The sequence below is a fragment of the Helicobacter sp. MIT 99-5507 genome (assembly GCF_003364295.1).
GTDB lineage: Bacteria > Campylobacterota > Campylobacteria > Campylobacterales > Helicobacteraceae > NHYM01.
In genome coordinates this window covers 193586-216122 of record NZ_NXLO01000003.1, presented here as the reverse complement: position 1 = coordinate 216122, position 22537 = coordinate 193586, and the positions used below count along the sequence as shown (strand labels likewise).

Below are 22537 nucleotides of genomic sequence, written 5' to 3'. Positions count from 1 at the left end.
TTTAGTTTATTAAGTGTTGTTTTATATTATAATTTTAATTATAATTATAGTCTTAAATTAATATTAATATTTTTTGAATATATTCAAATTATTGGTTTAAATGTTTGAGTTATTGTTTGTAGCAATTTACTATTTTTAGTTGTTAAAATTTATAATTTTTAGGGATGTTATAATATGAAGCTTAATGTAAAAAAGAAAAGCAAAAGATTGAATGATATGATCTACTATGACTCTAATACTAGACTTGCATATGTAAGTAGTGGTAATAGTATTACACCTTATGTAAAAAAGTTTAGCAATAAATCAAGGATTGTTAGCACATTTTCATTTGATGCTTTGATGAAAACTATAATCGAAGTTCCTAAGACTATCGATGAGGGTGATGTTGATACATTTCTAACAGAAAGTATATATAAACAGCTCAATATGCCGACAGATTCTAATTTTGAGATGTATTATTGCAAAGTAGATTCTGGGTTTGATGCTGATAATTGGAGCTATGATGTTTATTTAGTCGATGATAACTACTTAGAAAACGCATATAGTGATTTAAAAGAAAAAACTCAATTTATAGATATTGTTACATCTATTCCATTCTTGCCGTTAGTTTTATATAGAACTAATAGATTAGATACCATATCAAATCATATCTTTATTTTTATTGGTGATAGTAGCGGGACATTTACTTTCTATAGCAAAGGAGAATTGGTATATACAAAGATACTAAGTTCTAATATACATAAATTAAGAGTTGAATTCAACCAAGAATCTTCATTAGAATTAAATAGTATAGAGTTTGAAAATCTTGTAGCTGGCAAATCACCTCATGTAGCTGATTATAAATCATATTTAGATTCTATGCTAAATAAGATTAGTAGGGATATTGAAGAAAATATCATGTATGTAAAGCGGGTTTACCAAGATTTAGACCCAACAGCTATATATTATGGTATGAGTATAGAGTATAATGAGGAATTTTTATCATTCTTTAGAGATACTTTTTTAATTGAAACCAAGCCATATAATTCTCTTTCATCAATACCTGTTAATAAAGGATTGTTAGCTATAGCTGATATATCAATGACTTATGCTAGCTATTTAATATCGAATGTAAATAACGATATTCCAAACTTCTCACATGCAAAACGACCAAAACCACTTAGCCAAAGAGATTCTTCTCAATTTGTTGCAATTGCAGCCGGCTTATTTGTTTTATCGCTAATTTATCCTATATATAATTTTGTAATGATGAATTTTTATTCTATCAGAAGTGATATACTGCAATCATCATATGATAGTGAAATATTGCCTAAAGCAGAGCAATATAGAGAAGATGAAAATAGATTGAATGCTCAAATTGAAGATTTGAAAAAGCAAAAAGATGAAGTTGGCATGGAAATTAGCAATATGCGAAATGATATGGGGACAATAAGATCTTGGCAAGTTGAATATATCCAAAAATCTAAGGTCTTAAATGACATTTTACAAGTTGCAGAAAATAGCAATGTAAGGGTGATTAAAGCCACAGCTAATTCATCTGGTGATAATAGAAGTTTGGTAGTAGAACTAAATCTATTTTCAAAAACACAACAAGATATATCTGATTTCATAAAAGCATTAAATGATAAAGGTGTATATAAAAATGTCATTACAGATAGAGTTATCAAAATAGGGCTTGAGGAGGAAACAAATTCTAATAGTAATGCAGCAGGTGTTGCAAGAACTATCGCAAATGCAGCTGCAAATATTGGACAAGCAGTAAGTGATGCGATTACAACACAAGATAATAACTCTACTATACCACACGAAGTAGAACCAATACCAGCAAATATTGATCTAAGTGGAAATGAAGAGCTAGATAGTTTTGTAAAAGGATATTTAAATTCTATTGTTAGGGTGGTTGTTAGATGAATCAATTTCAAGTGCAAGTTTATGAACAATTAGATAAGTTAGATGAGTATTTATCAAGCAAGAATCAGTCAGAAAGATTATTGCTTGGAACTCTTGTAGGTATTGCATTAGCAGGTATTGTTTATTTTATTTTATTTGATTTGAGCACAAATATTAAGTTAAATAAAAATGATATATATAATGAAATACTTACTAAAGTAACAGAAGAACAAGGTTATATTGATAGTATGGAAAATGGTGGTTTTTATGCATTGGAGCAAAGGATAAGAACCTCTCAAGAAGAAATTGCTCAAGCAAATAGTGAATTAGAGTTATTAAAAAAATTAAGAGAAGAGATTTTTGTATATAGTAAAGATTGGTTTTTGACATTTGATGATGCATCAAAGGCTGCTACTGCTATGGGATTAATTGTTAATGGCACAGATATTGCTATGAGTGGTGAAAATGAAACACTTGGTGGTATGCGATATTCATCATTTAATCTATTTGGACATGGTAGATTTTCTTCTATATTAAAATATATGGATTGGCTAGAAACTTATGGTAAATTTATATCTATTGATAGTGTTATTATAGAAAGCAAAGATAATAGATTAAACTTTAGTATAGCTATAAGAAATTTTAGAGGAGGGGCTTAATGAGGATTCTGCTTTTATCTTTATTGATTATAAATATTTCTTTTGCAAATGATAATGTAACGATAGAGCTGAATACATCAGCAAATAATATTGTTGATAATAATGCAACTGCACCAGTTAATAATAGTGCATCATTAAACAATCAAACTTCATCTGATAAGACAGAGATTCAAGATGATGTTGCAATAAGTGCTGATGAAAAATTAAAAAATGATATTATTACATTTGATAGAATTGATTATATAAAAGAAGGCTCAAGAATTGATGATCCATTTATATATGTATATCCGCAATCAAAAGATGATTTAGAAAGCATACTAAAAGCAGAACAAGCTATTCTTGTTTTGAATGGTATTTTTGAAAATAAGGCTAGTATAAATAATACTTGGGTTGGAGAAGATGATATTATTGAGGGCTGGACTGTGTCAAATATACAACAGGATAGAGTAGAGTTAAAATTTAGAACTCAAACAAGAGTTTTATATGTATATGCAAATCATAATAATATTGAAATTAAATAATAACAGGTGTAATTAGAATGAGAAAGAATATTTTTACTTTAGTATTTGGTTTATTAGTGAGTGCACATTTTTTGCATGCAAACGAATTATGTGGAGATAGATTATTCACTATTTCTACTTCAAGTCAAGATGGTGTAGCAGTTGGCGATTTACTTAGTCAATTGGCTGCAGAATGTGGTTATAGCATGCTTGTTCAAGATAGAGCTGCTAAAGATAAGCTATCAAAAAGTATTGCTTCAGTAAATGTTAGACAATTGCCAATAGAAAAAATATTTGATTTGATACTTACTGAGAATGAATTAAATTATGAATTTAATGGTAATTTATTAAAAGTATCTTTTTTGATTACTGAAACATTCCAAATCAATTATATTGGTACTTCTAGAATCGGCGCAAGTAATACAGATATAGTATTATCTCAAAATGCTATGACTTCTGATAGTTCTACAACAAGCAATACAGGTGGCACAGGCACTACAGGTGGTGGTTTAAACTCTGCATCTACAACAACAGATATTCAAAATAGCGTCCATTCTTCTCTTACTTCAAATGGATTACAAAGCGGAAAAGTAGATAGTATATCTGGAACAAAAATACTATCTATGGATCAATTTGATTTTTGGGGTAGATTAGAAAAAGAAATTTTTGAAATTGCCTTTAGACCAGGTGATGCACATCAACCAAAAAGAATCTTTTCTAACTCTCAAGACCAGCAAGATGCTCAAGATTCTAATCAAGCACAGGGTTATGACATTGGTGATGGACAGAGTGTTGTTGTAAATAAAATTGCAGGATTGGTAACTGTAACAGGAACAGTAAAACAGCTTGATAGAGTAAGAAAATACATCAAAAATCTTGAAGACCAAATTCAAAATCAAGTTATGATAGATGTAAATATTTTGACAGTAACTCATACAAATTCAAATACTGTTGGTGTTGATTGGAATCAATTTTGGAATTTTGGTAATCTTTTAGTTCCTGCTTATGCTTCTGGAAATGAAGATAATACTAGAATTGATATTGGCGGTGGTGGCACTAGTATCAATATTTTTTCATCTGGTGTTCAAATGACTAGAATAGTTGAATTTTTAAATGCATATGGAAAAGTAAGATCTGTATCAAATCCAAAAGTATTAACCCTTAGCAATCAACCTGCTTTAATAAGCGTTGGTAGTATTTTAAGATATGCACAAAGTTCAGTATTTCAAAATTCATCTTCTGGTGGAACAACTCAAAATACATCTACTAGCTTCCCATCAGTATTCTCTGGTGTATTATTAGATGTTACTCCATCTGTGCAAGGTGAATATATTATGCTAAAGATTAATCCTTCTATTACACAAACAAAGGATAGAAATACAGAAAACGCAGCTACAGCATTATCTGAGCCACCAAACCTATCATCAAATCAGCTTTCTTCTTTAGTAAGAGCAAAAGATGGCGATAGAGTTGTATTAGGTGGATTAATAAGCAAAAGTGTTTCAAATAACACAAATAGAGTTCCAATACTTGGTTATATTCCATTATTAAAATATTTATTCTCATATGATGGCACATCAGAGCAAACAACTGAAATGATTATTATCATCACACCACATATTATTAAAAGATCTGATGATAATCCAAGTCTGCAAGATTTAGGATATTCTGAAGTAGTAAATCGTATAGTAGAAACTAACGATGCTACGGCTGGATTAGAGGAATCAAAGGAATTAGATAGAAAGAAAGATTTTTAATTCTTTCTATACAATTGAAAACTATATATTATGAAGAAAATCATTGAATTAGAAGAAAGATGGAAGTCCTATAAATATAGGTCTTTTGTCTTTTATATATTTATATTTGTTTTTATAGTATTTATTGCACTTGTTGCTCTTTTTGTAAAAAATCAATATAGCAAGTATTCTAATATTGATAATAAACAGATTGCTAGTAACAATTTAGCATCTAAAGGCAATACTGCTATAAACGAAAATAATGTAGATAATAGTGTAAATAATGATAAAACAAATACATCTACAGCTATTAATAATAATCAAAGTATGAATAATTACCCAAGTATTAACTTTGTTTGTAGAAAGGTTATAGCAGATAAATTAATGGTTAGAAAACAGCCAAGTTTTAAATCACAAGCTGTTGGATATTATTCTAAAAATGGTATATTTTGTGCAGATAGTAGAGCAGTAAATGGGTTATTGCAAACCAATAATGGCTGGATTAGCTCTAATGATAATTATAGTGAAGTTATAGAAGTGAATATGTTTGTTGATTCTGGTTTTAATGAATATCAAGATAGTTCAAGAGTATTAGCACAAAATTCTCAAGCTCCTATAGAAGAGATAAATGTATTAAATGATAAATCGACTCAGACACAACCAACACGATATTCATCTTCAAATAATACAGCAGTTTCTAACGCTCAGAATAATACGGCTATTCAACCAACTAATGCAAAACCACTTATTAATATAAGTTCAGAAAAAATTACAAAAGAAAGAGAAATTCAATTAAAAATTGCTGATTTCAAAAATAATAATAATTATGCTACAGCAATTGCAATTGCGGAGTATTATTTTGATATTAAGAATTATTCAAGTTCTCTTAAATGGGCGTTAAATGCTTCAGAAGCAGATTCTAATGGTAAAGCTAAATCTCAGAGCTTTATTATATATGCTAAATCATTATATGCAATAGGCAAAACAGAAGAAGCTATTGAAGTATTAAATAGATATATCGCAAAAACAAACTCAAGAGATGCCATCGAGGCATTAGAACATATAAGGCAAGGTACTATTTAGTGGCTAAAGTTAGAATAGGTGATAGGCTTATTTCTGCTGGTTTAATTACTAATGCTCAGCTAGAAAAGGCTCTTGAAGAACAAAGAAAACAGGTAAGACGCAAGAAGATAGTGCGCATTCTTGTTGATTTGGGTTATTTGGAAGAATCTAAATTATTAGGTTTTTTTGTTGAATTATGCAAAAGAGGAGAATTAAATCTATTATCAATTTTAGAAGATTTTCCAAATAGTGAAGAAAATATTCTTATGCTTTTATCTAAAATGATAAATATGGAATATGTTGATTTAGATACATATGAATTTAATCCAACTATCGCTGATAATGTTCCATTTTCAATTATTGAGAGATACACATCTTTTCCTTTTGCTCAAGAAGGCGATACTATCAAGGTTGTATTAGCAGATCCATTTGATATTCAGGCAAAAGAGGCATTAAGTAGATCTATTCGTGGAAAAAAAATTGCTTTTTGTATAGCTAAAAAAGAACAAATAGTAGCAATTGTTATTAGATTGTCTCTAAATGATAGCATTAAATTAATTGTGCAAAATATTAGAGAGGAGATGAGTGGTAGCACAGGTATCATTATGGCAGATGATAGCGGTGCTAATCAATCTGCTATTACAAAACTTATCAATGTTATTTTTGAAACTGCGGTAAAACAGAAAGCAAGTGATATTCATATAGAGGCTACAGAGATATCTACTCTTGTTAGAAATCGTGTAGATGGCGTGCTAAGAGAGGCATTTAAGTTTGATAAAGATATATTCGCACCTCTTAGCTCAAGAATGAAATTGATGGCCAATTTAGATATTGCAGAGCGTAGAAAACCACAAGATGGTAGGTATAGTGATATTATTATTGGTAAGCCATATGATTTTCGTATTTCTACACTTCCTATTATTACTGGTGAGAGTATAGTTATAAGGATTCTAGATAAAAGCAAAGTCCTCGTCAAGCTAGAAGATTTAGGTATATCAGAGCTAAATTATAGTAGATTTAATGAAGCTATTAAACAGCCAAATGGTATTGTCTTGGTTACTGGACCAACAGGTAGTGGTAAAACTACAACTCTTTATGCAGCATTAAATGCTATAAAAAATGTTACTCATAAAATTATTACTGTTGAAGATCCTGTAGAATATCAAATGGATCTTATACAACAAGTTATGGTTAATGAACGTGCAGGTATGACATTTGCAGCTGGTCTTAGATCTATACTTAGACAGGATCCAGATATCATAATGATAGGTGAGATTCGTGATAAAGAGACATTACAAATTGCTCTTCAAGCAGCTCTTACAGGACATCTTGTGCTTGCCACACTTCACACCAATGATGCTATTAGTGGTGTTGCAAGACTTCTTGATATGGGTGTTGAGAGTTTCTTTATTGGTTCTACTATTTGTGGATTCCAAGCTCAAAGGTTGGTAAGAAAACTTTGTCCTAATTGTATGTATGAAGTAGAACCACCAGAAAAGATGTTAGCACAGATTAGAAATCTAATACCAGAAGATTATCACTTTTATAAATCTCATGGTTGTGTTAATTGTGGCATGCAAGGTTATATAGGTCGTGAGGTCATATCTGAAGTTATACTTGGGACAGAAGGTATGAGGAGGTTGATTTCTGCAAATGCTACAAAAGATGAATTATTAGCAGAAGCAAGAAAAGATGGGTTTGTTACTATGTTTGAAGACGCATTATTAAAAGCATTGGAAGGTAGAACAAGTTTAGATGAAGTTTATAGGGTGGCAAAATTATGAAGTTTTATAAAGTATCCTCACGGAAAAATGGTAGAAAAGTTGATATTGTTGTTAGGGCAACAACTCCAGAGATGGCTTTTGATGTTGCTAGAACAAAATATAAAATTAAACCGGTATCAGCGGTAGAAGCTGAACCACCATTTTATTTAAAATTATATAATGATTTAACAAAAGATAAAAAGATTAAATATGATGATTTGATCGCTGCATTTAAGCAAATGTCTTTTATGTTAAATTCAGGTATATCAATTCACACTACATTAGAAGATCTAGTAAAATATACATCAAATGAAAGACTTGTGATTGTTTTTGATACTGTGTTAAATGGTGTAAATAGTGGTAGGACACTTACAGAATCCTTTATGGATCATAAAAAAGTAGTTGGCGGACTTACAATTTCTATGATTTCTTTGGGTGAAAAAACAGGTAACTTAGCAGAATCTTTAGCAATGCTTGTTAAAAGCTTAGAAGAATTAAGAGATAATAGAGCAAAGTTTAAAAAAGCTATGCGTTATCCAATTATAGTAATATCTGCTATGGCCATAGCATTTGTTGCACTTATTTTGCTTGTTATTCCACAATTTAAAAGCATATTTGCCGAACTTGGTGCAAATTTACCATTACCAACAAGGATACTAATAGGAATAGAAGAGGTAATGACTAATTATGGCTTATTAGTTGGTATAGGTATATTTGTAGCAATTATGGTAATAAAAAATCGATATAGAAATAGCGCATCATTTAAGCTGAAATTTGACCAATATATATTAAAAGTAAAATTGATAGGTAATATTATATTTTTGGCTAATATGAACCAATATGTAACAACATTATCACTTCTTTTAAAAGCTGGTATATCATTAGAAGAAGGATTAGAATCTTCTGCATCGTTGCTTGATAATGATTATATGAAAAATAAGTTTATAGTCGTTGATTCAAGTATTAAACGCGGTATAACACTTACAGAAGCTTTTATTGAGACTGGATATTTTGAGCCTATGACTTTGCAGATGGTAAATACAGGTGAGCAATCTGGTGAATTGGATAAGATGCTTGCTTCTGTGGCTGAATATTATAAAATCAAATATGATTATATTATTGATAACTTATCTGCATATATAGAGCCTATTATGACTTTCTTTATTGCATGTTTGGTATTATTGCTTGCACTTGGGATCTTCTTGCCTATGTGGGGATTAGGAGCTGCTGCAAAAGGTGGTGCTTAATTTTATTATTAGCAGGAATGCTAATAATAAATATTTATCATAAGATTCTAAGCTAAGTTTTTAAAGAGTAACAAAGTCTATAATAATAAAGAATTTTTTATTGTAAAAATTTCTACAATGTTTTTCTGCTTAAATCATTTTGCACATTTTTTGCATATTCCTGTTAATAGCACTGATACTTCTTCTATGCAATGATAACTACTCTGTTTTCTACAATATTCTTGAAACTCTTTCGTATCTATTGCAAAATCTTCCAGATTCTCGCATATTTTACAAAATAAATGCACATGAGGTTTTATATTGATTTCATATTTTTGTTTATGTGTTGGTGTTTTAACACTCTTTAGTATATTCACACTCTGTAGAGTTAAAATATTTTTATACACTGTAGCAAGTGAAACAGATGGCACTTTAGGTTTAATCCTATTAAAAATATCATCAACACTTGAGTGTCCATTTTTCTCCAACTCTTCTAGAATAGCTATTCTTTGTGGAGTTATTTTTAATTTTTTTTCTTTTAGTATTTCCGTGAAAACAGCTTTACTCACTACCCATCTCCTAATAATAATTTAATAAATATAAAATTTTACTACGCAATAATAATAATTTTTATTACATAATAATAAACTTAATTTGTATTTTTAAATGTTGTTTATTTTAGAAAATAATTGTAAAATACAAACTTTACTATAATTTTTGCTTTACTGTATTTTTGGAGTAGTATTTTGTTTGATACATTGACTAATTCTTTTAAAGGCATTGTGAATAAGATTAGATTCTTAGATGATGAAAAAGCCCTTACTCGTAGTTTAGATGAATTAAAAAAAACATTATTGAAAAATGATGTATATCATAAAGTCACAAAAGAAATAGTCTCTCAAGTAGAGAGTGAGTGCAAAAAAAATGGAATAGGAAAAGATTCTTTTTCAAAAGCTCTTGCTACTTCTTTAGATAGTGTATTTAGTGGTAATTATGGATTCTCATATGCACAAAAACCTCCAACTATTGTGCTTATGGTTGGTTTGCAAGGTAGTGGAAAAACTACAAGCAGTGCAAAGCTAGCAAATTATTTAAAATTAAGAGGAAAAAAAGTTTTACTTGTTGCTTGTGATTTACAAAGACTAGCTGCAATAGAGCAATTAAAACAGCTTGCAGATGAAATTGAGGTTGATATTTTTACACAAGAAAATAGTAACCCTACGCTTGTTGCAAAAGATTCTATTAAATATGCTAAAGATTCTACATATGATGTCGTCATCATTGATACAGCAGGGAGATTATCTATCAATGAAGAGCTTATGAATGAGCTCAAAGATATTAAAAATAGCATTAAAGTAGATGAAGTATTTTATGTATTAGATAGCTTAAGCGGTCAAGATGCTATAAGAAGTGCTGATAATTTTAATAAAGAAATTGGTCTTAGTGGTATTATCCTTAGCAAATTTGATAGTGATGCAAAAGGTGGTATAGCACTATCTGTAACAAAACAGATTGGGATTCCTATTAGATTTATTGGTAGTGGTGAAAAAACTGCCGATTTGGATATTTTTATACCAGATAGAATTGTTAGTAGGTTAATGGGAGCTGGAGATGTAGCTGGATTTATAGAAAAAACTACAGCAGTTGTAGATGAAAAAGAAGCAAAAAGATTAACAAAAAAAATAAGAAAAGGTGAATTTACTTTTAGTGATTTTTTATCACAATTAGAAAGTATCAAGAAAATGGGTTCTATGAAATCATTGATCTCAATGATGCCAGGACTTGGTGCCATGGGTGATGCATTAAAAAATGTAGATATTGATAATTCTGTTGAGATTAAAAATATTAAAGCCATGGTTTCATCTATGACACAAAAAGAAAGAGATAATCCTTCTATTTTAAATGGTAGTAGAAAAAAACGTATAGCAAAGGGTTGCGGTCTTGATGTAAGCGATATTAATAGATCTCTAAAACAATTCGAGACAGCAGCAAAAATGGCAAAGCAAATGTCATCGCCAAATGGTGTAAAAAATATAATGAATATGATTAAAAGTGCAAATCTTAACAAAATGCAATAATTAAGATAACATTTCAAATTTAATACAAAAGGAGCATTATGGCAACAGTTATAAGACTTACTAGAGTTGGAAGAAAGAAAAAACCATTTTATAGAATCGTAGTAACTGATAGTAGAAAAAGAAGAGATGGTGGTTGGATAGAATCTATTGGCTATTACAATCCTTTAAATCCTGATTTTAAAAATATTAATAAAGAAAGATTGGATTATTGGATTGGTGTTGGTGCAAAAATGAGTGATAGAGTAAAAGAAATTACAAAATAGTTTGATTCCTATGGTAGATGATTTTATTAAATCATATGTAAAGAAAATAGCATCACATGCTGAACACATTAGTGTTACAAAGAGCATTAATAGCCAAGATAGTAGTTGTGATATAGTAATTTATGCAAATAGCAATGATATTGGTAGAATTGTTGGTAGAAATGGAAAAATGATTAGCTCCATCAAGACACTTATATCTGGTTGCAAAGCAAAAGATGGGATAAGCTATAAAATAGTAGTAGAATCTATATAATGGATTTTGATATTCTTGTGGCTAAATGTGGCAAAAGCATAGGATTGAAAGGTCATTTAAAGCTTATTATTTATACTGATTTTATTGATATATTTAAGCCAAATAATATTTTTTTGTGCAAAAATACATTTCTTACAATAGAGCATTTTAATCCTCACCAAAATAGTATAAAATTTTTAGAGATTAACACAATAGATGAGGCTAAAGCTCTTACTTCTTATGAATTATACACTACTAAAGATACAACATTAAAAATATGTAAATTAGATAGTGATGAATTTTTTTGGTTTGATATTGTAGGATTAAATATTATTGATAATGGTATATTGCTTGGTATTGTTGAAAATATAGAGCGTGTAGGAAATATGGACTATCTAATCATTAAAACAAATATGGATAAGTTTAGTAAGCCACATAGCTTTATGATTCCATATATTGATAGATATATAATCAATGTGGATTTAGATAAAAAGATTATATATACTAGAGATGCTATTTTGATTTTAGAGACATCGTAGAAATGAAATTTACATTTCTTACTCTTTTCCCAAATCTTATTTCTGGATATTTTGAAGATTCTATATTAAAACGTGCTATATCAAATAAAATCATTGAAATCGAGATTATAAATGTTAGAGATTTTAGTTTAAATAAATACAAAAAAGTCGATGATTTTCAAGTTGGTGGTGGTGCGGGTTTGGTTTTGTGTGCAGATGTTTTATCACGTGCATTAGAATCTGTTATTACCAAGGATTCTCATGTAATATACCTTACACCTGTTGCAAAGCATTTTATTCAAAATGATGCAAAACGATTAGCTTTGTCGTATTTACATATTATTTTTATTTGTGGTAGGTATGAGGGTATTGATGAACGCATTATTGAAGAATTTGTAGATGAAGTGTTTTGCATTGGTGATTTTATTTTGACTGGTGGAGAGATTCCAGCTTTGTGTTTGTGTGATTCTATCGCTAGGAATATTAATTTTGTATTAGGCAATGCAGAGTCTTTATGTGGGGAGAGTTTTGAAGGTGGAATCTTAGAGCCTCCAATTTTTACAAAACAGATAAATGAAACAAAAAAAATATCAAATTTAAAATTGCCTTCAGAGTATTCAAAGGGAAATCATAATAAAATCAAAGTTTTGAAATATGAATTGTCTTTATGTAAGACTAAATATTTTCGTCCTGATATTTATCAGGGATATTAATCCAAAAGAGGAAACAATGCAAAATAGATATATAGACATGTTTGAGCAATCTCAAATAAAAGACAAGCAGATTCCGCAATTTAAAGCTGGAGATACTATAAAAATAGGGATTACAATCAAAGAAGGTGATAAAATAAGAATCCAATATTTTGAAGGTATTTGTATATCAATTAGAGGACATGGGCTAAATAGAAGCTTTACGATACGAAAAATTGGTGCAAACAATGTCGGTGTTGAAAAGATTTTTCCAATTTATAGCGAAAGTCTAGCTAGCATAGAAGTTGTTAGAATTGGTAGAGTAAGAAGAGCAAAATTATATTATCTAAGAGACAAAAAAGGTAAATCTGCAAGAATTAAAGAATTAAGAAAACAAGATATAAAGAAATAGTTTATCAAATTTAGGCAATTCTTGCTTTAATGCGATGGATTGCCATCCTGCTAATAAATAATAATCTAATAACTTTAGAAAATAAGAAAAAATATTATTAATCTTTTGTTTGTATATCACAAAGGCAATAATTATAAGCCTAAATATTACAAAGAATCTATAAGGAGAAAAGAGGTTTCCTTAAGTGGAGCTACCCTCTTTTAATTTTTCCTTTTTAAGTGTAGCTATTTGTTTTATCTATATTAAATATGCTTAAAGATGGGAATTTTAAACTTTTTTCTAACTTGCCATAATTGAATTATTAGAATCTTTAATATTATTTTAGATTTATTGGCTATCCTCATCTTCTGTATTATTATTATTATCTTGTAGTTTAGTTGCCTTTATCGTTTTAATCCTCATTCCATCAACTTCTAAAACTTCAAAGATAAAATTTTCATCTACTACGCTATCGCCTACAACAGGTTCTTTTCCTAGTAGGTTAAATACATATCCGCCAATTGTTACTTGTTCTACATCTTCTGGTATATTTAATTTTTCAGCTACGCTATCGATATCAAGCATTCCATCAATTGTGTAATTATTCTCATCAATTTTTTCTATACCTTCAATCTCTTTGTCATGTTCATCTCTTATATCACCCATTATTTCTTCTATAATATCTTCCATAGTAAGAAGTCCTGCAGTGCCACCATATTCATCAACTACCAATGCTGTATGAATTTGCTTTTTATTCATTTTTGTTAGTATATTTGATATGGATGCATTTTCAGGGACAATAATAAGCTCTCTTACTATGCTTGAGAGGTTTTCTTTTGGTGCTGTTTGTTGCAGTGTATTTTGCAATAAATCACGAATGTGTATCATACCTATTATATTATCTTTTCCTTCTTTGCAGTATGGATATCGTGTATGATTTGTTTGTTTTATTATTTCTATATTTTCTTCATATGTATTATCTTCAAATAAACATACTATATCTTTTCTTGGAGTCATTATCTCTTTTGCGGTTGTATCGCTAAAATCAACAGCATTTTTTAGAATCTCACTTTCAATAGAATCCAAATACCCACCTTTTAGGCTCTCACCAATAATGATTTTTATCTCTTCATCAGAATGTGCGTGCTCGCTATCTTTTGTCGGCTCAATTCCTATTCTCCTTAGAGAAAAACCTGCTAATGAATCAAATATTGTAATTAATGGAAAAAATAAGATTCTAAACATATATAAAGGTCTTGCTACAAATAGTGTAGCTTGTTCTGCTTTTGCTATAGCTATTGATTTTGGTATTAATTCTCCACACACTACATGAAGCAATGTAATAATTGTAAAAGCAATGATAAAACTAATAGAATGAAGCAATATTTGATTATTTACAAAAAATGAAGCAAACAGCCTTTCTAAGAGTCTAGCAATAGCTGGCTCTCCAATCCAACCTAAAGCTAGTGATGAGAGTGTTATACCAAGTTGTGTAGCACTTAAATATGTATCAAGGTTTTTTGTTATTTTTAATGCGAGTTTTGCATTGGTTTTATTTTTTTTTACTAGCTCTTCTAACTTTGAGCGTCTTACTTTTACTATTGCGAATTCTGATAATACGAAAAATCCATTTAATCCAACAAGGATTATTGCTGAGATAACCATAAATAACTGACTAATCGAACTCGAACTATCCAAAGTGAAAAATCCTTTGCGCTATAAAATAGCATTTATGAAATTTGATAAAATAGACATTATATCTTAGCTAAAATAAAATTTAATATTATGCTTTAATGATATAAATATTTATTATAATATTATTTGATATTTGTCTAGGTTAATATTTGTCATGTTTAATAAAAAAGTGTTTCCATATATTATTTTTTTTGTATCTCCATTAGTTCTTGTAATAATTGGCGTATTTATCGGTTATTTTGGAGTTGAATTTAGCACAGAAGTGCTACATATTTTTGGGAGAATATCTATTTGGCTATTAGTATTGATGCTCTTATCCAAATATTTTATCAAGATTCCATTATTATCTATCATTAGTAAATATAAAAAAGAAATAGGTATTAGCTCATTTTTGTTTGCATTATTACATATCCTTTTATATGCCTTTAGCACTAATAATCTTGTTTATGAAATACTTCAAAGACGTTATATTTTGCTTGGATTTTTATTATTTGCATTAATGTTTTTTATGTTTATTAGTAGTTTTTTTTATAAAAAAATATTTTTTAAGATTTCACCTTTAATTCTTCCATTTAGTTTGCTTGGGGCTATTCATTATTTATTTTCAACAAAAATAGTATCTCTTTATGCACTTATTGTATTTGGTATTTTATTTATTTTATTGTGTATGAAAATCTACAAAAATGCTTAAAGGAAATATAAATGATAATCATTCCTGCAAGGCTTCATTCAACAAGATTGCCAAATAAACTTTTATTACCACTTGGTGGAATCCCTATCATCGTTCGCACTGCAAATATTGCAAAAGAAATAGATTCTACTATTGTAGCTTGTGATAGTGAAGAGATATTAGATGTTTGTAAAAAATATAATATAGATTGCATTTTGACATCAAAAGAGCATACAAGCGGGACAGATAGATGTGCTGAAGTCGCAAAAAAAATGAAATTAGATGATGATGAAGTAGTGATTAATTTGCAAGGTGATGAGCCATTTATAGAATCTAATATTATAGAAAATCTAAAACAATCAATGAAAAATGCAATAAGTAATAAATTTGCTTTCATGGCGAGTTGTTATAAACAAATAGATTCTGCTAGTGCAGATGATCCAAATATTGTTAAAGTCGTCCTTGATAGCAATAGCTTTGCATTGTATTTTTCAAGAAGCAAGATCCCATACAATAGAGACAATGTAGAATCTACATATTTTGGACACATTGGAATCTACGCATTTAGCGCTAAAAGTCTGATTGAATTTTGTAATTTTTCTAAATCGCAGATAGAAGATATAGAAAAATTAGAACAGCTTAGGGCGCTTTGGTATAGTAAAAAAATATTAATGATAAAGGTTGAGACAAATTCTATAGGAATTGATACAAAAAGTGATTATGAAAATGCATTAAAATTGATAGGAGATAAATAAATGGATATTATAGAAGTAAAACCTCTAACAAATGAGATTCTAGAAGAAATTGGGCTAGATTGGCATACAGATTTAGATAAAACTAATTATATATCAAATGAAGTGATAGAAATCACACAAGATGAAGCAGAAGCATTTTATGATGCTGGAAATGAGCTTTATGATATGTTTATTGAAGCTGGTGAATATGTGATAAAAAATAATTTATTTTTTGAATTAGATATTCCTACAACCTTGATTGATACTATAAAACAAAGCTGGGAAAATGAAGTGCATTGGCATATTTATGGTAGATTTGATTTTGCAGGCGGACTTGATGGAAAGCAAATAAAATTATTAGAATTTAATGCCGATACGCCTACATTGCTATATGAGAGCGCACTTATTCAATGGGCATTATTAAAACACAATGGATTAAATGAAGAAAAACAATTTAATAATATATTTGATGCAATTAGAGATAATTTTAAGCGAATGATTACTCTTGGGGATGATGTAAGTAGATTTGATGAATTATATGAGGATTGGGGAGTTTTATTTTCTAGTATTAGAGGAAATATTGAGGAAGAAAGAACTACAAGATTCTTGATGCAGTGTGCAAGAGAAGCAGGTTTTGTAAGTGAGTTTTGCTATATTGATGAAGTGAATTTTAATGAGCTAGATGGTGTTTCATTTGATGGTGCTAAATATGAATTTTTATTTAAATTATTGCCTTGGGAGATTATTAGTATAGATGAGCCAGAATTGGCATTAATCATCAATAATATGATAAAAAATAAAAATACTATATTTTTAAATCCAGCTTATACTCTTTTATTTCAAAGTAAAAGAATGTTAAAGATTCTATGGGATTTATTTCCAAATCATCCATTATTGCTTGAGAGTTCGTTTGAACCACTAAATAAAAAGCAAGTTAAAAAAGTTTCATTTGGTAGAGAAGGTGCAAATATTGATATTTTAGATTCTAATAGAATCTTGGAGCAAAGAGGCGGTGAATATGGCAACTATAAAAGCGTATATCAAGAATTTTATGAATTAAATTCACATAATGGCATATATTATCAACCAAATGTATTTTTTGCATATGAAAGTTGCGGATTAGGATTTCGCAAAGGTGGTGATATAATGGATAATTATGCAAAATTTGTATCACATATGATTAAATAATTTATTTAATAAATTTTGATTTTTATCAAACCTATATATACATAGTTTCCTTACAATGAAAACGTAAGTTTTTAATAACTTTGCTATTACATATTATAAGGATTTTACGATGAGTAATGCAGGTAAATTTTATAGCTATTTTGAAAGTGGCTTATGGGAAGACGAAATAAATGTAAGAGACTTTATTGTAAAAAATTACACTCCTTATGATGGCGATAGTAGTTTTTTAGTATCTCCTACTAAAAAAACTATTAAACTATGGGAAAAAGTCTGTGATTTGATGAAAATAGAGCGTCAAAGAGGCGGTGTATATGATGTAAGCACAGATATTATTTCTACTATCACATCACATAAACCAGGATATATAGATAAAGATTTAGAATCTATAGTTGGTGTTCAAACAGATGAACCACTAAAACGTTCAATAATGCCATTTGGTGGATATAGAATGGTATTAAGCTCACTAGATGCTTATGGCAAAAAAGAAGACCCAAATGTAGCAAATGTATTTAAATATCGCAAAACCCATAATGATGGTGTTTTTGATGCCTACACTGATGAAATGCTTTTAGCAAGAAAAGCAGCAATTATTACAGGACTTCCAGATGCCTATGGAAGAGGTAGAATCATAGGAGATTATAGACGCGTTCCTTTATATGGTGTCGATAAACTAATAGAGGAAAAAATCAAGGCAAAGAAGAAAATGGTTCCAGATGTAATGGATTCTGATACCATTAGAGCAAGAGAAGAAATATCAGAGCAAATTCGATCTTTAAATGAATTGAAAGTGATGGCTAAATCTTATGGATTTGATATATCACAGCCTGCGACTGATGTAAAAGAAGCGATACAATGGCTTTATTTTGCTTATCTTGCTGCTACAAAAGAGCAAAATGGTGCGGCAATGAGTATTGGTAGAATCTCTACATTTTTAGATATTTATGCTCAAAGAGATTTAGAGAGTGGAAAATATAGTGAGGAAGAGATTCAAGAAATGGTTGATCATTTTGTAATGAAACTTAGAATGATTAGATTCCTTAGAACTCCAGAATATGACGAGCTTTTCTCTGGTGATCCTACATGGGTGACTGAATGTATCGGTGGTATGTGCTTAGATGGTAGGCATTTAGTTACAAAAATGTCATTTAGATTTTTACATACTTTAAGAAATCTAGGACCAGCTCCAGAGCCAAATATGACAATACTTTGGAATCACCGCTTGCCTAATAACTTTAAAGAATTTTGTGCAGAAATTAGCATACAAACATCATCAATACAATATGAAAGTGATGAAATTATGCTTGAGGAATTTGGAGATGATTATGGTATAGCATGTTGTGTATCTCCAATGAGACTTGGCAAACAAATGCAGTTTTTTGGTGCTAGATGTAATCTAGCAAAAGCATTATTATATGCAATAAATGAAGGTAAAGATGAAAAATTAGGGCTTCAAGTTGGACCAAATATCGCACCTACACAAGGTGAATATCTAGATTATGATGAAGTAAGATCAAAACTTGATATTATTTTTGATTGGCTTGCAAGATTGTATATAAATACTCTAAATGTAATTCACTATATGCATGATAAATATTGCTATGAGAGAATACAAATGGCATTGCATGATGAAAATATAACTCGAACTATGGCAGGCGGTATAGCAGGTTTATCTGTAATAGCAGATTCTCTATCAGCCATCAAATATGCAAAAGTAAAACCAATTAGAAATAAAGATGGATTGATTGTTGATTTTGATATTGAAGGTGATTATCCAAAATATGGAAATAATGATGATAGAGTTGATGAAATTGCAGTTGATATAGTAAAGATCTTTTCTCAAAGATTAGCATTGCACGATACATATAGAGATTCTATTTCTACAATGAGTGTCTTAACTATCACTTCAAATGTTGTATATGGAAAGAAAACAGGAACTACACCTGATGGTAGAAAAGCTGGAGAGCCATTTGCTCCGGGGGCTAATCCTATGCATGGAAGAGATAGCAGTGGTTGTGTAGCTAGTTTTTGCTCTGTTGCAAAGATACCATTTAAATATTCTCAAGATGGAATCTCAAATACATTTTCTATTATCCCAAGTGCAATAGGCAGTGATGATAAATCTCAAAGGCAGAATCTAGTCCAGCTAATGGATGGATATTTTAGTGATGGTGGATATCATCTAAATGTAAATGTATTGCAAAAAGATGTATTAAAAGATGCGATGATTTATCCAGAAAAATATCCACAGCTTACTATTCGTGTAAGTGGGTATGCTGTTAATTTTATTAAATTAACAAGAGAGCAGCAAGAAGATGTTATATCTCGAACGTTTCATCAAAGAATGTAGAATTTAGGTTTAAATGTCAAAAATAAATAAAGAAGAGATACTAAATAATTATAAAAAAATAAAAGGCAGGGTTCATTCAATTGAGACTTTTGGTGCAGTTGATGGACCTGGGATAAGATTTGTATTATTTTTACAAGGTTGTTATTTAAGATGTCTTTATTGCCATAATCCAGATTCTTGGAATCCACAAGGTGGCACAGAAATAAGTGCAAAAAATATATTAAAAAATATACTTGCCTACAAGAAATTCTACAAAAATGGTGGTGTAACCATATCAGGTGGAGAGCCTTTGTTTCAACATGAATTTTTATATTCATTGCTTGAAGCACTTGAGATTCTAGGATTTCACACTGCTATTGATACAAATGGTTTTATTGATTTAAAGTATTCAAAAAAGTGCATAGATAAAGCAAATATGTTGCTTCTTGATATAAAAGAAGTTGATGAAAATGACTGCATTGTTTTAACCGAGCATAGCAATCAAAATACACTAAAGACATTAGAATATGCACAAAGCATCAATAAATGTGTATGGATAAGGTATGTTTGTGTTCCTGGATATACTTTAAGCATAGATAAGATACATAAATTAGGGGAATTATTAAATAAATATTCTTGTATTCAAAAAGTTCAGTTAATACCATTTCACCAATTAGGCAGTTATAAATATAAAGAATTGCAGATTCAATATAAATTAGAAAATACAAGAGTGCCGACAAATGATGAAATGATTGAGGCACAAAATATATTAAGACAATACAATATTCCATTGTAATTTTTATTTATGCTACAATTTATCAATGAAAAAAGATAAATTTGAATTATTAATAGAGCAATTAGAGCAGATCCCAAGTATTGGTAGAAAATCTGCTCTAAAGATTGCATACACGCTTGCAATAGAAAATAAAGTTCTTGCACTAAATCTAGCACATTGTTTAGAAGATGCTGTGAATAATATCCAAAGATGTGATATTTGTGGTGGCATCAGTCAAAGCAGTCTTTGTCATATTTGTAGTGATGAAAGTCGTCTTTATCGTGGGATATTGTGTATAGTTGGAAATCCAAAAGATATATTAGTAATTGAAGAGGCAAATGTATTTGATGGATTCTATCTAGTCATAGAGGAACTAGATAGCATAGATTTTAAAAATATTATTGCAAATATAAAGTCTTATGATGTCAAAGAGATTATATTTGCTTTTAGTCCATCTCTTGCTAGTGATGCTATGATTTTATATATAGAAGAGTATTTAAAAGGTGAGAATCTTAAATTTTCTAAAATTGCACAAGGTGTGCCAACAGGTGTTGGTTTGGATAATATCGATAAACTCTCTTTATCTCGAGCACTAGAATCTAGGACTAAAATATAGATTTTATTATTTTTTCTAAAGAATCTTGCATAATATGCAAAAATTATTAGAATCTATAAATCTTACTTTTTTATTTATTTTGAGTTTTATTTTTTAAATCCTGTTTTTTCTTATCATTATTTTTTATAAAATTTGCTTGAGAATATTGGCTTACTATGTTTGGGTCTGCAAGAAGGCATACTTTGCTTTGGTCTTTGCCATCATAATCTATTTTTGATAATAAATCTCTAGCGATATTTATTCTTGCTCTTTTTTTATCTGTAGAATCTACCATAATCCATGGGGATTCTGCATTGTGTGTACGTGAAAACATTTTTTGAAAAGCATCTGTATATTCATCCCATAGATTTAATGATTTGTTATCAATAGAGCTTAGCTTCCACATTCTAAGTGGGTCTGTTTTTCGTCTTTCAATCCTTCTTTTTTGCTCATTTCGCGATACATTTAAAAAATATTTAAATATATGCAATCCACTTGTAATTAGCATTTGCTCAAGATTTAATACTTGATATATAAATTCTTTATATTCTTCTTGCGTGCAAAATCCCATCACTCTCTCCACCCCAGCACGATTATACCAACTTCTATCAAATAACACGATTTCTCCGGGCTTTGGAAGCTCTGAAATATATCTTTTAAAATACCAATCTTTTTTTTCAGAATCTGTTGGCTTTTGTAATGCAACAATTCTAAATCCTCTAGGGTTTAATTTCTCTGTAAGCGCTTTTATAGTTCCACCTTTTCCTGCACCATCTCTACCTTCCATTATTATTAGAATTCTTTTATTATTTGTTATCACCCATTTTTGCAATTTTAAAAGTTCAATTTCGAGTTTGTATAATTCTTGCTCATAAAATTTTCTTTTAAAAACCATTTTATGATTACGATCTTTATATACATTTTCTTTATTATCCTCTGGTCGCATTGTTATTTGTTTTTTCATGTAGCCCTCCATAAATATTTTTGTATAATTATAATACTAAACTGCCAGATAAAAGTGTATTATGAGAGAAGATTTATCCAAAATTGTAATAGAAATTTTTAAAAAAAGTAATCAAACTTTATCGATTGCAGAATCTTGCACAGGTGGTCTGCTTAGCTATCAATTTACAAAAATAAGCGGTGCTTCAAATGTATTTGTAGGAAGTGTTGTAAGCTATCAAAATCTAGCAAAAATGAAGATTCTAGGTGTAAAAAAAGAACTTTTGGATTTATATTCACCATATAGCAATGAGGTTATAGAAGCAATGTTGCAAGGCATTATGAATCTTACAGATTCTACTTTTGGGCTTGCTACAAGTGGTCTTGCAAGTGGTAGTAATTTTAGAGATATTAAAGTGGGAGATGTATTTATTGGATTTAAAGAGAGAAACAAAGATTCTATTATTATAAAAAAGGAATTTAAAGGCAGCAGGGAAGAAGTCCAATTAAGTGCTTCAAATGTAGCAATTGAATTATTATATAACAATATTGACAAAAAGTATTAAAGCCATTATAATTACTACTTTTAAAATCAAACCCTAATA

23 protein-coding genes are annotated in these 22537 nt (G+C 29.4%); 20 read left to right on the top strand and 3 right to left on the bottom strand.

Going from position 1 to position 22537, the window contains the following annotated elements; all coding sequences use genetic code 11:
- Positions 1-174: 174 nt before the first annotated feature.
- Genes CQA42_RS05875 through CQA42_RS05845 form a run of 7 tightly spaced genes read left to right on the top strand, consistent with a single transcriptional unit; the run spans position 175 to position 8857 of the window.
- On the top strand, positions 175-1911 hold the full coding sequence (locus CQA42_RS05875) for a hypothetical protein (RefSeq protein WP_115583744.1): 1737 nt from the start codon (positions 175-177) through the stop codon (positions 1909-1911).
- The gene (locus tag CQA42_RS05870; protein ID WP_115583743.1) at positions 1908-2549 is read left to right on the top strand and encodes a hypothetical protein; all 642 of its coding nucleotides are present in this window, start codon (positions 1908-1910) and stop codon (positions 2547-2549) included. The genes CQA42_RS05875 and CQA42_RS05870 overlap by 4 nt, the downstream gene beginning before the upstream one ends.
- A complete protein-coding gene (locus CQA42_RS05865; RefSeq protein WP_115583742.1) occupies positions 2549-3070 on the top strand; it encodes a hypothetical protein in 522 nt (173 codons plus the stop codon). The genes CQA42_RS05870 and CQA42_RS05865 overlap by 1 nt, the downstream gene beginning before the upstream one ends.
- 17 nt (positions 3071-3087) lie before the next feature.
- Positions 3088-4806, top strand: a complete 1719-nt coding sequence (mshL, locus tag CQA42_RS05860) for a pilus (MSHA type) biogenesis protein MshL (protein ID WP_115583741.1) — start codon at positions 3088-3090, stop codon at positions 4804-4806.
- Positions 4807-4836: 30 nt separating this feature from the next.
- Positions 4837-5868, top strand: coding sequence for a tol-pal system YbgF family protein (locus tag CQA42_RS05855; protein ID WP_115583740.1), 1032 nt, complete (start codon positions 4837-4839; stop codon positions 5866-5868).
- The gene (locus tag CQA42_RS05850) at positions 5868-7631 is read left to right on the top strand and encodes a GspE/PulE family protein (RefSeq protein WP_115583739.1); all 1764 of its coding nucleotides are present in this window, start codon (positions 5868-5870) and stop codon (positions 7629-7631) included. The genes CQA42_RS05855 and CQA42_RS05850 overlap by 1 nt, the downstream gene beginning before the upstream one ends.
- Positions 7628-8857 (top strand): type II secretion system F family protein, encoded by a 1230-nt coding sequence (locus tag CQA42_RS05845; RefSeq protein WP_115583738.1) that lies wholly within the window; start codon positions 7628-7630, stop codon positions 8855-8857. The genes CQA42_RS05850 and CQA42_RS05845 overlap by 4 nt, the downstream gene beginning before the upstream one ends.
- A gap of 134 nt (positions 8858-8991) precedes the next feature.
- On the opposite strand, the gene CQA42_RS05840 is transcribed toward CQA42_RS05845, so the two are convergent.
- Positions 8992-9405 (bottom strand): Fur family transcriptional regulator, encoded by a 414-nt coding sequence (locus tag CQA42_RS05840; protein WP_181881507.1) that lies wholly within the window; start codon positions 9403-9405, stop codon positions 8992-8994.
- 177 nt (positions 9406-9582) lie between these two features.
- Here CQA42_RS05840 and ffh point away from each other — a divergent pair, with 177 nt between their 5' ends.
- From ffh to rplS, 6 genes are read left to right on the top strand one after another with little or no spacing between them, the layout of a single operon-like run.
- On the top strand, positions 9583-10914 hold the full coding sequence (gene ffh, locus CQA42_RS05835) for a signal recognition particle protein (protein WP_115583736.1): 1332 nt from the start codon (positions 9583-9585) through the stop codon (positions 10912-10914).
- A 38-nt stretch (positions 10915-10952) separates the two neighbouring features.
- A complete protein-coding gene (gene rpsP / locus CQA42_RS05830; RefSeq protein ID WP_115583735.1) occupies positions 10953-11177 on the top strand; it encodes a 30S ribosomal protein S16 in 225 nt (74 codons plus the stop codon).
- Positions 11178-11187: 10 nt separating this feature from the next.
- Positions 11188-11430: a KH domain-containing protein gene (locus CQA42_RS05825; RefSeq protein ID WP_115583920.1), complete on the top strand. Its 243-nt coding sequence runs from the start codon at positions 11188-11190 to the stop codon at positions 11428-11430.
- Positions 11430-11948, top strand: a complete 519-nt coding sequence (gene rimM / locus CQA42_RS05820) for a ribosome maturation factor RimM (RefSeq protein ID WP_115583734.1) — start codon at positions 11430-11432, stop codon at positions 11946-11948. The genes CQA42_RS05825 and rimM overlap by 1 nt, the downstream gene beginning before the upstream one ends.
- A 2-nt stretch (positions 11949-11950) precedes the next feature.
- On the top strand, positions 11951-12640 hold the full coding sequence (trmD, locus tag CQA42_RS05815) for a tRNA (guanosine(37)-N1)-methyltransferase TrmD (protein WP_115583733.1): 690 nt from the start codon (positions 11951-11953) through the stop codon (positions 12638-12640).
- A gap of 16 nt (positions 12641-12656) precedes the next feature.
- Complete coding sequence (gene rplS, locus CQA42_RS05810) at positions 12657-13028, top strand: 50S ribosomal protein L19 (protein WP_115583732.1); 372 nt, start codon at positions 12657-12659, stop codon at positions 13026-13028.
- 327 nt (positions 13029-13355) lie between these two features.
- On the opposite strand, the gene CQA42_RS05805 is transcribed toward rplS, so the two are convergent.
- Positions 13356-14672 (bottom strand): hemolysin family protein, encoded by a 1317-nt coding sequence (locus CQA42_RS05805; protein WP_181881515.1) that lies wholly within the window; start codon positions 14670-14672, stop codon positions 13356-13358.
- A gap of 184 nt (positions 14673-14856) precedes the next feature.
- Between CQA42_RS05805 and CQA42_RS05800 the strand changes: the two genes are divergently transcribed.
- The 6 genes from CQA42_RS05800 to recR all read left to right on the top strand — a co-directional run bounded on the left by CQA42_RS05800 (position 14857) and on the right by recR (position 21011).
- Positions 14857-15393: a ferric reductase-like transmembrane domain-containing protein gene (locus tag CQA42_RS05800; RefSeq protein ID WP_115583731.1), complete on the top strand. Its 537-nt coding sequence runs from the start codon at positions 14857-14859 to the stop codon at positions 15391-15393.
- 11 nt (positions 15394-15404) lie between these two features.
- Positions 15405-16127 (top strand): 3-deoxy-manno-octulosonate cytidylyltransferase, encoded by a 723-nt coding sequence (gene kdsB / locus CQA42_RS05795; RefSeq protein ID WP_115583730.1) that lies wholly within the window; start codon positions 15405-15407, stop codon positions 16125-16127.
- Positions 16128-17294 carry a glutathionylspermidine synthase family protein gene (locus CQA42_RS05790; RefSeq protein ID WP_115583729.1) on the top strand — a complete coding sequence of 389 codons (1167 nt, stop codon included), beginning with the start codon at positions 16128-16130 and terminating at the stop codon, positions 17292-17294.
- Between the two features lie 109 nt (positions 17295-17403).
- Positions 17404-19641 carry a formate C-acetyltransferase gene (gene pflB, locus CQA42_RS05785; protein WP_115583728.1) on the top strand — a complete coding sequence of 746 codons (2238 nt, stop codon included), beginning with the start codon at positions 17404-17406 and terminating at the stop codon, positions 19639-19641.
- Positions 19642-19654: 13 nt separating this feature from the next.
- Positions 19655-20416, top strand: a complete 762-nt coding sequence (gene pflA, locus CQA42_RS05780) for a pyruvate formate-lyase-activating protein (RefSeq protein ID WP_115583727.1) — start codon at positions 19655-19657, stop codon at positions 20414-20416.
- A gap of 25 nt (positions 20417-20441) precedes the next feature.
- Positions 20442-21011 carry a recombination mediator RecR gene (gene recR / locus CQA42_RS05775; RefSeq protein ID WP_115583726.1) on the top strand — a complete coding sequence of 190 codons (570 nt, stop codon included), beginning with the start codon at positions 20442-20444 and terminating at the stop codon, positions 21009-21011.
- A 70-nt stretch (positions 21012-21081) separates the two neighbouring features.
- Here the strand turns inward: recR and ppk2 are convergent, their stop codons facing one another.
- Positions 21082-21954, bottom strand: a complete 873-nt coding sequence (gene ppk2, locus CQA42_RS05770; RefSeq protein WP_115583725.1) for a polyphosphate kinase 2 — start codon at positions 21952-21954, stop codon at positions 21082-21084.
- A 61-nt stretch (positions 21955-22015) separates the two neighbouring features.
- Here ppk2 and CQA42_RS05765 point away from each other — a divergent pair, with 61 nt between their 5' ends.
- Positions 22016-22498 carry a CinA family protein gene (locus CQA42_RS05765; protein ID WP_115583724.1) on the top strand — a complete coding sequence of 161 codons (483 nt, stop codon included), beginning with the start codon at positions 22016-22018 and terminating at the stop codon, positions 22496-22498.
- Positions 22499-22537 lie beyond the last annotated feature (39 nt).